The sequence below is a fragment of the Microbacterium sp. NPDC077644 genome (assembly GCF_040702785.1).
Lineage (GTDB): Bacteria > Actinomycetota > Actinomycetes > Actinomycetales > Microbacteriaceae > Microbacterium.
In genome coordinates this window covers 679,622-691,925 of sequence record NZ_JBFBME010000002.1, presented here as the reverse complement: position 1 = coordinate 691,925, position 12,304 = coordinate 679,622, and the positions used below count along the sequence as shown (strand labels likewise).

At 69.2% G+C, this 12,304-nt stretch carries 13 protein-coding genes, 1 tRNA gene and 1 pseudogene; 12 read left to right on the top strand and 3 right to left on the bottom strand.

Annotation, left to right across the window (positions count from 1 at the left end):
- Positions 1-68 precede the first annotated feature (68 nt).
- Positions 69-566: a hypothetical protein gene (locus AB0269_RS10305; RefSeq protein WP_366211099.1), complete on the top strand. Its 498-nt coding sequence runs from the start codon at positions 69-71 to the stop codon at positions 564-566.
- A 98-nt stretch (positions 567-664) separates the two neighbouring features.
- On the top strand, positions 665-838 hold the full coding sequence (locus AB0269_RS10300) for a CsbD family protein (RefSeq protein ID WP_175987912.1): 174 nt from the start codon (positions 665-667) through the stop codon (positions 836-838).
- Positions 839-959: 121 nt separating this feature from the next.
- Here the strand turns inward: AB0269_RS10300 and AB0269_RS10295 are convergent, their stop codons facing one another.
- Positions 960-1,517 (bottom strand): small multidrug efflux protein, encoded by a 558-nt coding sequence (locus AB0269_RS10295; protein ID WP_366211098.1) that lies wholly within the window; start codon positions 1,515-1,517, stop codon positions 960-962.
- A 111-nt stretch (positions 1,518-1,628) separates the two neighbouring features.
- Between AB0269_RS10295 and AB0269_RS10290 the strand changes: the two genes are divergently transcribed.
- Complete coding sequence (locus AB0269_RS10290; RefSeq protein WP_366211097.1) at positions 1,629-2,885, top strand: histidine kinase; 1,257 nt, start codon at positions 1,629-1,631, stop codon at positions 2,883-2,885.
- On the top strand, positions 2,882-3,484 hold the full coding sequence (locus AB0269_RS10285; RefSeq protein ID WP_366211096.1) for a response regulator transcription factor: 603 nt from the start codon (positions 2,882-2,884) through the stop codon (positions 3,482-3,484). The genes AB0269_RS10290 and AB0269_RS10285 overlap by 4 nt, the downstream gene beginning before the upstream one ends.
- Before the next feature lie 92 nt (positions 3,485-3,576).
- Here the strand turns inward: AB0269_RS10285 and AB0269_RS10280 are convergent, their stop codons facing one another.
- Positions 3,577-4,278, bottom strand: coding sequence for an EamA family transporter RarD (locus tag AB0269_RS10280; RefSeq protein WP_366211095.1), 702 nt, complete (start codon positions 4,276-4,278; stop codon positions 3,577-3,579).
- Positions 4,279-4,311: 33 nt separating this feature from the next.
- Here AB0269_RS10280 and AB0269_RS10275 point away from each other — a divergent pair, with 33 nt between their 5' ends.
- A complete protein-coding gene (locus AB0269_RS10275) occupies positions 4,312-4,503 on the top strand; it encodes a hypothetical protein (protein ID WP_366211094.1) in 192 nt (63 codons plus the stop codon).
- 96 nt (positions 4,504-4,599) lie between these two features.
- A pseudogene (locus AB0269_RS10270) lies at positions 4,600-4,755 on the top strand (AraC family transcriptional regulator); the annotation flags it as partial.
- 60 nt (positions 4,756-4,815) lie between these two features.
- On the opposite strand, the gene AB0269_RS10265 reads toward AB0269_RS10270, so the two are convergent.
- Positions 4,816-4,898: transfer RNA gene (locus tag AB0269_RS10265), tRNA-Leu, on the bottom strand.
- A 210-nt stretch (positions 4,899-5,108) separates the two neighbouring features.
- Here AB0269_RS10265 and AB0269_RS10260 point away from each other — a divergent pair.
- The 6 genes from AB0269_RS10260 to AB0269_RS10235 are packed head-to-tail and all read left to right on the top strand — an operon-like array spanning position 5,109 to position 12,269.
- Positions 5,109-5,831, top strand: coding sequence for a DUF3662 and FHA domain-containing protein (locus tag AB0269_RS10260; protein WP_366211093.1), 723 nt, complete (start codon positions 5,109-5,111; stop codon positions 5,829-5,831).
- Positions 5,828-6,337: an FHA domain-containing protein gene (locus AB0269_RS10255; RefSeq protein WP_366211092.1), complete on the top strand. Its 510-nt coding sequence runs from the start codon at positions 5,828-5,830 to the stop codon at positions 6,335-6,337. Before AB0269_RS10260 ends, AB0269_RS10255 begins: the two co-directional genes overlap by 4 nt.
- A gap of 7 nt (positions 6,338-6,344) precedes the next feature.
- A complete protein-coding gene (locus AB0269_RS10250) occupies positions 6,345-7,694 on the top strand; it encodes a PP2C family serine/threonine-protein phosphatase (protein ID WP_366211091.1) in 1,350 nt (449 codons plus the stop codon).
- The gene (locus AB0269_RS10245) at positions 7,691-9,076 is read left to right on the top strand and encodes an FtsW/RodA/SpoVE family cell cycle protein (RefSeq protein WP_366211090.1); all 1,386 of its coding nucleotides are present in this window, start codon (positions 7,691-7,693) and stop codon (positions 9,074-9,076) included. The genes AB0269_RS10250 and AB0269_RS10245 overlap by 4 nt, the downstream gene beginning before the upstream one ends.
- Positions 9,076-10,530 carry a penicillin-binding protein 2 gene (locus AB0269_RS10240; protein WP_366211089.1) on the top strand — a complete coding sequence of 485 codons (1,455 nt, stop codon included), beginning with the start codon at positions 9,076-9,078 and terminating at the stop codon, positions 10,528-10,530. Before AB0269_RS10245 ends, AB0269_RS10240 begins: the two co-directional genes overlap by 1 nt.
- Entirely contained in the window at positions 10,527-12,269 is a 1,743-nt protein-coding gene (locus tag AB0269_RS10235; RefSeq protein WP_366211088.1) for a protein kinase, read from the top strand. The genes AB0269_RS10240 and AB0269_RS10235 overlap by 4 nt, the downstream gene beginning before the upstream one ends.
- Positions 12,270-12,304: the final 35 nt, after the last annotated feature.

Genomic DNA, 12,304 nt, shown 5'->3' with positions numbered 1-12,304 from the left:
GCGGACATCGCTCGAAAGGTGGAGACCCGCGCATCGCACGCGTGGATGCCGCCGCATAGGCTGACCGCATGTCGTTCGAATCCCTGCTGCAGCGACTCGATCGCATCGCGGGCGGCCGCGCCGCGGGCGTCGCGATCCCGGACGAGGCGCGTTCCCACCCGAAGACGAAGCGCGCCTTCACCTGGATCATGTGGCTGCTCTTCGTCGAGCTGCTCCTCGGCATCGGCGCCGTCGTGATCGCGCTCGTTCTGGCGATGGGCGGTGAGCCGGTCTCGTTCGCGGTGTGGATGCGGACGGTGGTCGTCCTCGGCATGACGGCGACGCTGTTCTACTTCGCCTGGCGGGCACAGCTCGGCTGGCGCTGGGGATATCAGCGGCTGCGGCTGTTCGCGCAGATCTTCCCGGTGATCACCCTGGTGATGGCCGCGATCCCCGGACTCTACCCGGCATGGATGGTCACCGAGCAGATCGTCTTCAGCCTGATCATGATCGGGATCGCCGACTTCCTCACCAGCGACCACATGCGCGACGCGTACCGGAAACCCGCGGCGGACAATCCCGCGTAACGTGCCAGGACGCCCACGTCAACCCCTTGGCGCGGCAGTTCGACCGTGACAGCGTGGAGGGAACGGATCACCTGATCCCCGACGAAAGGAACGCATCGATGGGTATCGGAGACAAGGCCAAGCACGCCGCTGAGGACATCGCCGGCCACGCGAAGGAAGCCGCCGGTAAGGTGACCGGCAACGAGAAGCTCGAGGCCGAGGGCAAGGCCGATCAGGCCAAAGCCGAGGCGAAGAAGATCGGCGACGACATCAAGGACGCGTTCGACAAGTAGTCCGCGTCACCGAGACGGGGTCTGCCGCACGAAACAGGTGCTGGCAGGCCCCGTCTCGTGCAGCAGACCCCGTTTCGCGGATCCCTACGGGTGGTGCGGCCGCGGCTCGCGGCCGCACCGGTCAGACCGCGAAGTGCACGATCCCCGTCGCGAGCAGCGACAGCGCGGTCGTCCAGCCGACGATCGCGACGGCCTGCCAGATGAGGATGCGGGCACGGCCGATACCGATCGCGGCGAGCATGGTCGCGGTGAAATGGGTGGGCAGCAGCAGCGGGCCGAGCAGGCTCACCCCGGGGACGCCGTAGCGCTCCAGGGCCCGCTGGAACTTCTGCTTGCGGGCAGCCTTGCGCTCGCTGTCGCCGGCTTCGATCTGGATGCCGGTGGCTGCGGCATCAGCGACGACGCGACCGTCGGCGTCGACCAGCGCCTTGGCGCGCTGACGGTTCACCACGGCCTCGCGCGCCTTGGCGCTGAGCAGCACGAGGAGGGCGACGCAGACGAAGTTCCCGATGATCGCGGCGATCGCGGCGATCACGGGCGGGATGCCGCCGAGGATGCCGATGGTCGCTGCACCCTCGCCCTCGATGAAGGGCACGGCCCCGGCGAGCGCCACGATGAGCGGCTGGACGAGCTCTGGTACCTGGGCGACGAGGTTCTGGAAGGTCTCGATGAGGTTCATGCCTACAGTTCACCGTGTGCCGCGGCATCCGGTAAGTGCCTGCCTGTCACCTCTCTGCGGGCACTGTGCACGTCCGATGGGTGACATCTGTCACGCCCCTAGGCTGAGGGCATGACGGATGCGATCGGCGCCCGCCGCTTGAACCGCGGCATCACCGCGACGTGGTGGTACACGATCTCGGGCGTGCTCGTGTTCCAGGTGATGATCCTCTTCATCTGGCTGAGCATCTTCGCCGGGATGCGGGTCGATCCGGTGGCGCTCACGCTGATCGGAGTGGGCGGACTCATCTGGTGCGCGGCGAGTGTTCCGCTGCTGCTGCAGTATCGGCATCGGGACGACTCGGCAGGACCCGTCGCCGGGTGGCGCGGCATCCTCATCCCGCTCGCCGTCGCCATCGCGTTCGGTGTGTTCTCGGGCCTTGCCAGCGGCCTGTGGCTCGTGGGCGCGATCCCTCTCATCCAGTCGCTGACGCTGCTGAACTGGCCGCGCGGGGTGCGGCTGCGATTCGTGATCGCGTGCGTCATCGTCATCGCCGCGCTGTGGTTCATCGACTTGAGGATGACGTTCGACGGTGCGGATGCAGAGGTCACGAGCGCCTGGTTCCTGTTCGGCTTCTTCGCGGCGACACTGCCGCTCATGACCGTGATGTCGCTGTGGTGGTGGGACGTGCTGGTCACGCTCGATCGCGCGCGGGCGGCAGAGGCGCGGCTCGGCGCGACGCAGGAGCGTCTGCGGGTCGCGACCGACGTGCACGATCTGCAGGGGCATCATCTGCAGGTGATCGCACTGCAGCTCGAGCTCGCCGAGCGGCTGCTGGCTCCGGGCGGTGAGAAGCAGCGCGATCCGGATGCCGCGCTCGAACAGCTTCGACTGGCCAGGACGAGCGTCGCGGAAGCGCGCCAGGGAACGCGCGACCTCGCGATGCGGTTCCGCGGTGTGCCGCTGCCGGACGAGATCGCCAACGCCGTCGATCTGCTGCGCGCGGCGGGGACGACAGCGGATGCCACGGTGTCGCACGATGCCGCGCACGCACCGGCGTCGGTCCTCGGGCCGGTGATCCGCGAGACGACGACGAACGTGCTGCGGCACGGCGGGGGCAACCGCGCGCGACTGTCGCTGCATCGCGCGGACGGCATGTGGCAGTACGAGATCGTCAACGATGCGGCATCCGCGAACGGCGCCGCGGGCAGCGGTTCGGGACTCGACGGCATCGCGCGCCGCGTGGCGGAGGCCGGCGGCGAGGTGCGGGTCGAGCGCGAGCGGGGGGAGTTCCGGGTGATCGCGACGGTTCCGGATGCCGCGAGTGCAGGCCCGTTGCAGGATGCCGCCTTCGGGGAGGCAGCGGCCGAGCCGGGGGCCGAGCGATGATCCGGGTGCTGCTCGCCGACGACGAGGCGATGATCCGCTCGGCGCTCGCGGCGCTGTTGCGGCTCGAGGATGACATCGACGTCGTCGCGGAGTGCTCCGACGGGCTCCAGGCCGTCGCGATGGCCGAGAAGCTGCAGCCCGACATCTGCCTGCTCGACCTCGAGATGCCGGGACTCGACGGCGTCGAGGTGGCCGAGCGGTTGAGCCGGACGATCACCGCGCGCTGCGTCGTGGTGACCCGGCACGCCCGCCCCGGCGTGCTGCGGCGGGCGCTGGCATCCGGTGTGGCCGGGTTCCTGCCCAAGTCGCGGGGCGCGGGCGAGGTGGCCGAGGTCATCCGCCGCGTGGCGGCAGGCGCCCGCTACGTCGACCCCGAGGTCGCGGCCGACGCGCTGAGCGACGAGCGCTGCCCGCTGACCGATCGCGAGCTCGACGTGCTGCGTGCCGGGCGCCGCGGCGAGACGACGGGGCAGATCGCGAAGAAGTTGCTGCTCGCCCCGGGGACCGTGCGCAACCACGTCTCGGCGATCCTGTCGAAGCTGCAGGTCACCACGCGTCAGCAGGCCGTACTCATGGCCGAGGAGCGCGGCTGGATCTGAGCGCCGCCTCGCCGAGACGGGACTTACCGCCTGAGACGGCTCGTGGCACGGCCTGTCTCGTGCGGCAAGACCTGTTTCGCGGTTGCGTGCCGCTACAGCGGGGGCTCCTCGAGGTGCTCGCGCGGTCGGCGGCGGCCGCTGAGTCCGAGCAGCACGAGGGCGGCGACGATCGGTCCGTAGACGAAGGCGTCCGCGCCCGTGAGGATCTCACCGAGCAGCAGGGATGCCCCGAGCACGAGGACCGGCTCGAGGTACGACAGCAGCCCGAACAGCGACAGCGGCAGCAGGCGTGAGGCGAGGATGTAGAGGATCATCGCCGCGGCGCTCAGGGTCGCCATGAGAAGGAGGGATGGCCAGGACGCCGCGGCACCCGCCGGCGACGCGAGATGCCCGACGACGATCACGGCGGAGGGGATGACGAGCAGGACGATCTCGATGAGGAACACCTGCATCGAATCGATGCCCGCCCAGCGGCGCAGGGCGAAGTAGACCGGGTAGAGGCCGGCGATGATGAGCACCGGCCAGTTGACGCCCCCGGCGATGAGGGCCTGCGCGAGCACGCCGAGGGCTGCGGCCGCGACGGCCGCCCACTGCAGCACCTGCAGACGGTCGCGGAAGAACACCCGGCCGACGACGACCATGACCAGCGGCAGCAGGAAGTATCCGAACGCGATGTCCTGCGTGTGCCCGTTCGCCGGCCCCCACATGAAGACCCAGAGCTGCACCCACATGATCGCCGTGTTGACCACGACGATGACGACGAGCTTCGGGCTGCGAATGATGCGCCGCGCCACCGACACGAACGCCGCGCGACGGGAGACCGTGGCGTGCAGCGCGCCAAGGGCAGCGGCGATGAACAGTACCCGCCAGGCGGTGGTCTGCTCGGGCGTGAAGCCGTCGAGATGGCCGCCGAGCAGGCTGATCGCGCCGAACAGGACGGACGCGAGAACGGATACGGCGACCCCGCGCGATGCGGTGGAGGCGAGGGCGGTGCGGCGGATGAGAGACTCCAGGGATGACGGGGCGGGATGTCGTCGGCCCTGACGAGTCGCCTCCAGCCTAACGGTCGCGCATCCGACTGCATCCGACCGGAGATGTCGGGCGCCGCCGGGGATGCACTGCAGCAGGCGTACGCATCGTCGGCGACCGACTGGTTCCCGTCGAACCCGTGGCGCCTGCGCCCCGGCCCGTCGATCGTCGCCCTACTCGAGCGGTCCGACGACTTCAGCACCGCGACGACGGAGCTGTGGATGCCAGTCGAGCGGTCCTGACCCAGGAGACGCAAATGGCCCCCGCACCTGAATCCCAGGTCGGGGGCCATCTCACTCGCGTGCGCGAGGGGGGACTTGAACCCCCACGTCCATAAGGACACTGGCACCTGAAGCCAGCGCGTCTACCATTCCGCCACTCGCGCGAGCGTCTCGTTCCGAAGAACTCAACTTCACGAGGATATCAGACGAAACGAGGGGTGGAGGAACGGGACGGGAGGCTTCGACTCCCTCCGGTCGCTCAGCCCGTTTCGTCTCGCTGCGCTCGCTCAACGACCGCGAAGCAGGGCCGCACGGGCGCACATTCAGGTGGTCTGGCTACGATGTTGCTACCGCCGCCATGCCAGAGGAGCCCCGTGGGACTACTTGACAGCTTTGAGAAGGGTCTTGAGCGCGCCGTCAACGGCGCTTTCGCCAAGACCTTCCGCAGCGGTATCCAGCCGGTGGAGATCGCTTCGGCCCTGCGCCGCGAGGCCGACATCAAGGCGGCCGTGGTCAGTCGCGACCGCATCATCGTGCCGAACAGCTTCGTCGTGCGTCTGAGCGCCGACGACCACGACCGGATGCACGCCCTCGGCGGAGCGCTCACCGACGAGCTGCACGCACTGCTCACCAAGCACGCCAAGGCGCAGGGGTACAGCTTCGCCGGACCCGTGTCGATCGCGCTCGAGTCCGACGAGAAGGTCGCGACCGGAACGGTGCGCGTGAACTCGGGCACGATTGAGGGCCGCGTCAGCTGGCAGGCCGTCATCGACGTCGACGGCCGCCGCCACACGCTCTCCCGTGCGCGCACCGTCATCGGTCGCGGCTCGGATGCCGACATCACGATCTCGGATGCCGGTTCCAGCCGCAAGCACGTCGAGGTGCTGTGGGACGGCGAGCGCGCCATGATGCGCGACCTCGGATCCACCAACGGCACCAAGGTCAACGGCGCCAAGGTCCGTGAGGCGGCGCTGCCGACCGACACGACGATGACGATCGGCCGCACCGACCTCGTCTTCCGCGTCGTCGCGGCCGCCGACCCTTCGACGGGCTCAGGAAGCAGCGGCGGCTCAGGGAGCGGGGTGGCGGCCCGATGAGTGAACTCGTCCTCCTGCTGCTGCGCATCGGCTTCCTGGTGCTGCTGTGGTTCTTCGTGTTCGGCGTCGTCTACTCGCTGCGCGCCGACCTGTTCGGCGTGAAGGTGCGCAAGCTCCCCGCCGAGGCCGCCTCCGGCGCACCCGTCGCCGCCCCCGCCCCCGCGCCGAAGGCCCCGCGCGCCGCGAAACCGGGAAGCCCGGCCACCACGTCCACGGTCTCGACGCTCGTCATCACTTCGGGTCCGAAGGCGGGGCTCGAGCTGCCCCTGGGCACCGAGGCGATGACCATCGGCCGCTCGAGCGAGTCGGGCCTCGTCATCCGCGACGACTACACGTCCAGCCACCACGCCCGCCTGCTGCTGCGCGGCGACGCCTGGGCGATCCAGGACCTCGACTCGACCAACGGCACCTTCCTCGGCGGAAAGCGCCTGGGCGGCACCCCGACCCCCATCAGCATCGGCGACACGATCAAGGTCGGCGCAACGACCTTCGAGCTGCGGGCCTGAACCCGGCATGGTCTTCGAAGGATCCGCCTCCGCGATCTCCCACACCGGGAAGGTCCGGTCCAACAACCAGGATTCCGGTTACGCCGGAGCGAACCTGTTCGCCGTCGCCGACGGCATGGGGGGTCACGCCGGTGGCGACGTGGCATCCACGATCGCCATCCACCAGCTCGAGCAGCTCGACCAGGCCTTCACCTCCACCGACGACGCGCAGGCCGAACTCCAGGCGGCCGCGACGACCGCCGCGAACGACCTCATCCGCGCGGCCAAGGAGCAGCCAGAACTCGCGGGCCTGGGCACCACCGTCAGTGCGATCATCATGGTCGACGACCACGCCGTCATCGGGCACATCGGCGACTCGCGCATCTACCTGTACCGCGACGACGAGCTGACGCAGATCACCGCCGACCACACGTTCGTCCAGCGCCTGGTCGACTCCGGCCGCATCACGCCGGAAGAGGCCCGCTACCACCCCCGCCGCTCCGTCCTCATGCGGGTTCTCAGCGACATGGACAACGACCCCGAGCTCGACATGTTCGTCATGCCGACGCTCCCCGGCGACCGCTGGCTGCTGTGCTCCGACGGCCTCTCCGGCGTCGTCGACGAGGCCCACATCCTCAAGGCGATGCGCCTCGGTCTGCCGCCCGGCCGCACCGCCGACAACCTGCTCAAGCAGGCCCTCGACGGCGGAGCCCCCGACAACGTCACGATCGTGCTGGTCGACGTCGGAGGACAGCATCCGCTCTCCTCCGGAACCCCGACCATCGTCGGCGCGGCATCCACCCCGTCCGGCGTCCTCGTCCCCGCGGCGCGCCCGAACCGTCCGAGCTGGCTGCACCCGGTGCGCCAGGCGGCCAACGAGCCGTCGCACTTCGAGCCGGCCGCCGACTACCTCGAAGAGCTCATCGAAGAGGATCGCCGTCGCGCACGGCGTCGCCGCATCGGCTGGATCGCCGCGCTCGTCGTGTTCGTGCTCGCGCTCACCGGCGCCGGCGTCCTCGCGTACAACTGGACCCAGACCCGCTACTTCGTCGGCGCCGACGAGGACAGCGTCGTCATCTTCCAGGGCGTGCAGCAGAACATCGGACCGATCTCACTGTCGACTGAGCTCGAGGACACCGGCATCCTCCTGGCGAACCTGCCCGCCTACCAGCGCGCCACCGTCGAGCGGACCATCACCGCGCGGTCCCTCTCCGATGCGATGGCGATCGTCGAGCGGCTCCGCGCCGGCGAAGAGGCGGTCATCGGCGACACCGCGACCCCGTCGCCCTCGCCCACCCCCGTGCCCACCGAGACGCCGAACAGCGCCCCGGGCGAGGCGGATCCCACCATGACGAACGACGGTGAGGTGATCGGATGAGCGCCGACGTCGCCGCCGACACCGCGGTCATCAAGGCCCTCAAGCGGATGCGGATGCCGCAGACCCAGCGCAACCGCGAGTTCTGGCTGCTGCTGTTCGCCGTCGCGGTCAGCGGTGCGGCCCTCGCGCTCGTGCAGCTGGGCGCACTCGGCCTCATCGACCCGTTCATCCTGTTCATCGGCGGTGGACTGGCGATCCTCGCGTTCGCCCTGCACTTCGTCCTGCGCGCCGTGGCATCCGACGCCGACCCGTTCGTGCTGCCGATCGCGACGCTGCTCACGGGCCTGGGCATCGCGATGATCTACCGGCTGGACATCGCCGAGCACAACACCGGCTGGGCGGCGTTCTCCACGAAGCAGCTCGCGTGGACGGCGATCTCGCTCGCCGGTGCGATCGCGATCGTCATCCTGCTTCGCAACTACCGGATCCTCTTCCGGTACACGTACCTGTTCGGCCTCGCCGGCATCCTGCTCCTGCTCCTGCCGTTCATCCCCGGTCTCGGCGTCGCCGAGGCCAACGCCGACGTGTGGGTGTCGATCGGCGGGATCTTCTCCTTCCAGCCCGGTGAGATCGCGAAGATCTGCCTGGCGATCTTCTTCGCGGGCTACCTCGTCCGCACCCGCGAGAGCCTCGCCTCGGTGGGCAAGCGGTTCCTCGGCATCACCTGGCCGCGGATGCGCGAACTCGGACCCGTGATCGTCGTGTGGCTGATCTCGCTGGGCATCATCGTCATCCAGCGCGACCTCGGTACCGGAATGCTCATCTTCGGCCTGTTCATCGCGATGCTGTACGTCGCCACCGGCAAGACGAGCTGGGTGCTCATCGGTCTCGGCATGGTCGCGGCCGGCGTCGCCGCCGCAACGCAAATCCTCCCGTACGTCCACGGGCGCTTCACGAACTGGCTCTACGCGTTCGACCCCGAGGTCGTCGACCCGCAGGGGCCCGGCTTCCAGCTCGTCCAGGGCATCTTCGGCCTCGCCCACGGCGGCCTGATCGGCACGGGCCTCGGTCAGGGCCGCCCGCAGATCACGCCCCTGGCGGAGAGCGACTACATCATCCCGAGCCTCGGCGAAGAGCTGGGCCTGATCGGCCTGTTCGCGATCCTCTGCCTGTACATGGTGTTCGTCAGCCGCGGCGTCCGCATCGGCATCGCCGGGCAGGACGACTTCGGCAAGCTCCTCGCGACCGGCCTGTCGTTCACGATCGGCCTGCAGGTGTTCATCATGGTCGGCGGTGTGACCCGCGTCATCCCGCTCACCGGTCTCACCACGCCCTTCCTCGCGGCCGGTGGATCCTCGCTCGTCGCGAACTGGCTCATCGTCGCACTGCTGCTGCGGATCTCCGACGGCGTGCGTCGCCAGCCCAGGGTGGTGATCGGCTGATGACGAAAGAGATGCGCCGCCTCAGCATCGTGATGCTGTTCATGTTCCTGTCGCTGTTCGTCGCGACGAGCTGGATCCAGGTCGTCGCGGCCGACGATCTCGGCCAGGCCGACGGCAACACCCGGTCGCTGCTGGACAGTTACGAGATCCAGCGCGGGTCGATCATCGTCGACGGGATGCCGATCGCGAGCTCCGTGCCCTCGGACGACGAGTACCAGTACCAGCGCGAGTACGTCGACTCGCCCATGTGGTCGAACATCACCGGGTTCTTCAATCCCGCCCTGCAGTCGTCCACCGGCATCGAGAACGCCCTGAACGGCGACCTGTCGGGCACCGGTGCGAGCGCCTTCCTCGCCGAGATCGAGCGGATCGTCTCGGGCCAGCCGCAGCGCGGGTTCAGCGTTGAGCTGACCCTGGATGCCGATGCGCAGCGCGCTGCGTACGAGGCATTCGGCGACAAGCAGGGCGCAGCCGTCGCCATCGAGCCGTCGACCGGCCGCATCCTCGCGATGTACTCGACGCCCGGATACGACGCGAACGAGCTCGCCGTGCACAGCGCGACGCAGGCCGAGCAGCGGTACAACGAGCTCGACGCGCTCAAGCCCAACCCGCTCGTGAACAACGCCACCGCCGACGTCAACCCTCCCGGATCCACGTTCAAGGTGCTCGTCGCCGCGGCGGCCTACGCCACCGGCGAGTGGACGCCGGAGTCGACGCTCCCCAATCCTGCCCGCTACACCCTCCCCGGATCCAACAACCAGGTGCGCAACGCCTGGGGCGGAACGTGCGGATCCGGCTCCACCGTGACGATCGCCGAGGCCGTCAAGCTCAGCTGTAACATCCCGATGGCGGAGCTCGCCGTCGAACTGGGCAGCGAGACGATCTTCGACATCGCGGAGAAGTTCGGGTTCAACCAGGAGTTCACCACGCCGCTCCCCGTCGCCAAGTCCAGCTACCCCCGCGTCCTCAACGACCCGCAGACGGCCCTGACCGGATTCGGTCAGGGGCAGGTCACCGCGACGGCGCTGCAGGTCGCGATGATATCGGCCGGACTCGCCAACGACGGTCTGGTGATGAAGCCGAGACTGGTGGATGCCGTGATCGGCAACGACCTGTCCACCGTGCGCGAGTATCCGGACGAGGAGTTCGGCCGCGCCGTCGAGGCGGGTGTGGCCGACGATGTGACCGCAGCCATGGTCGCCAGCGTCACGGATGGCGCGGCCCAGGGTGCAAGAATAGACGGGGTCGAGGTCGCCGGTAAGACGGGGACGGCCGAACACGAACCAGACGATCCGTACACACTGTGGTTCACCGGTTTCGCGCCGGCGGACGACCCGCAGATCGCGGTGGCCGTCGTCGTGGAAGACGGCGGTGGAATGGGACAGTCGGGATCCGGTGACACACTCGCCGCCCCGATCGCGAAGAAGATCATTGAGGCGGTGCTGAACAAATGAGGCCGACGCAGGGTGTGTCGTTCGGTGGTCGATACGAGCTTCAGTCGCGTATCGCGATCGGCGGTATGGGCGAGGTCTGGGAGGCGACGGATCACGTCATCGGACGTACCGTCGCCATCAAGATCCTCAAGGACGAGTACATGGGGGATCCCGGATTCCTCGAGCGGTTCCGCGCTGAGGCGCGCCACGCCGCACTCGTCAACCACGAGGGCATCGCGAGCGTCTTCGACTACGGCGAGGAGAACGGCTCGGCCTTCCTCGTCATGGAGCTCGTGCCCGGCGAGGCCCTCTCCACGATCATCGAGCGCGAGGGATCACTCAGCGCCGACAAGACCCTCGACATCGTCGCCCAGACGGCATCCGCGCTGCAGGCGGCGCACGCCGCCGGTCTCGTGCACCGAGACATCAAGCCGGGCAACCTGCTGATCACCCCCGACGGCCGCGTCAAGATCACCGACTTCGGCATCGCGCGCATCGCCGACCAGGTGCCGCTGACCGCGACCGGTCAGGTCATGGGCACGGTGCAGTACCTATCCCCCGAGCAGGCCTCGGGTCACCCGGCATCCCCGGCCACCGACACGTACTCGCTCGGCATCGTCGCGTACGAGTGCCTGGCCGGCAAGCGCCCGTTCACCGGCGAGTCGCAGGTCGCGATCGCGATGGCGCAGATCAACGAGCAGCCCCCGCCGCTGCCGGTGACCGTGCCGATCCCGGTGCAGAACCTCGTCATGGCGATGATCGCCAAGAAGCCCGCCGACCGCCCGTCGTCCTCGGCGACCGTGGCGCGTGCTGCGCAGGCGCTGCGCCGCGGCGACCTGAACTCCGCCGCGATCGCCGTCCCGGCCATCGCCGGGGCAGCTGCGGGTGACGATGCGACCCGCATCCTCACCTCGGCCGCAGGCGACGGTGCGACTCGCATCCTGCCCACCACCGCCCAGCTGCCGACCGAGCAGCACGGCGAGGCCGATGAGGGCAAGAAGAAGAAGCGCAGCCCCTGGACGTGGCCGCTGATCGCCCTCATCGTCCTGCTGGTGATCGTGCTGGCAGGCACGCTGTTCGCGCTGCTGAACCAGGGCGAACCCGAAGCCGACCCGTCGACGCCGCCCGCGACCACCGCGTCGAGGACGCCGTCGAACACCCCGTCGAACACCCCGACGCCCACCGAGACGCGCATCAGCGTCGACGCTCTCGGCCTGATCGGCCTCAGTTGCGACGACGCGCTCGCGAAGGCGCGCGACGCCGGGCTCGTCCCGGTCTGCGAGACCGGCAGCACGGCGGCGTCATCCGATGACCAGGTCGGCACGGTCGAATCGGTCAGCCCGCGCGGCGACCTCGAAGAGGGCGACTCGATCACGCTGACGCTGTACGGCGACCGCGTGCAGCTCGGCGCACCGCAGTCGGCCCCGTCCATCACGGGCGACCCGGTCACCGGGACCGTCGTCACGCTGAACTGGACGAACTTCACCTGCCCGAGCGGCACGGGAACCCTCAGCGGCTACAACGTGACGATCACGAACGCGACGTTCGACGACGGCAGCACGACACGCGCCTTCGACCCGGCGACGCGCAGCGCGCCGATCACGCTGGGCGGCGAGGGTCTGCAGGCCACGGCGACGTACACCGCGCTGTGCTCCGGCGGCGACGAGCAGCGCGAGTCGGACCCGTCTCCGCAGATGTCCGTGCCGATCACCGCAGCCCCTGCTGAAGAGGGCGGCGGCGAGGAAGCCCCGCAGGGCTGACGAGCCGTGCGTTCCATTGCATCGCGCCACATCCG

Bases quoted from the DNA above. Each gene is read 5' to 3' on its own strand.
- AB0269_RS10295 (WP_366211098.1), bottom strand. From the start codon at position 1,517: ATGAACCTCATCGAGACCTTCCAGAACCTCGTCGCCCAGGTACCAGAG.
- AB0269_RS10255 (WP_366211092.1), top strand. From the start codon at position 5,828: ATGAGTGAACTCGTCCTCCTGCTGCTGCGCATCGGCTTCCTGGTGCTG.
- AB0269_RS10245 (WP_366211090.1), top strand. From the start codon at position 7,691: ATGAGCGCCGACGTCGCCGCCGACACCGCGGTCATCAAGGCCCTCAAG.
- AB0269_RS10235 (WP_366211088.1), top strand. From the start codon at position 10,527: ATGAGGCCGACGCAGGGTGTGTCGTTCGGTGGTCGATACGAGCTTCAG.
- AB0269_RS10240 (WP_366211089.1), top strand. From the start codon at position 9,076: ATGACGAAAGAGATGCGCCGCCTCAGCATCGTGATGCTGTTCATGTTC.
- AB0269_RS10290 (WP_366211097.1), top strand. From the start codon at position 1,629: ATGACGGATGCGATCGGCGCCCGCCGCTTGAACCGCGGCATCACCGCG.
- AB0269_RS10250 (WP_366211091.1), top strand. From the start codon at position 6,345: ATGGTCTTCGAAGGATCCGCCTCCGCGATCTCCCACACCGGGAAGGTC.
- AB0269_RS10305 (WP_366211099.1), top strand. From the start codon at position 69: ATGTCGTTCGAATCCCTGCTGCAGCGACTCGATCGCATCGCGGGCGGC.
- AB0269_RS10300 (WP_175987912.1), top strand. From the start codon at position 665: ATGGGTATCGGAGACAAGGCCAAGCACGCCGCTGAGGACATCGCCGGC.
- AB0269_RS10285 (WP_366211096.1), top strand. From the start codon at position 2,882: ATGATCCGGGTGCTGCTCGCCGACGACGAGGCGATGATCCGCTCGGCG.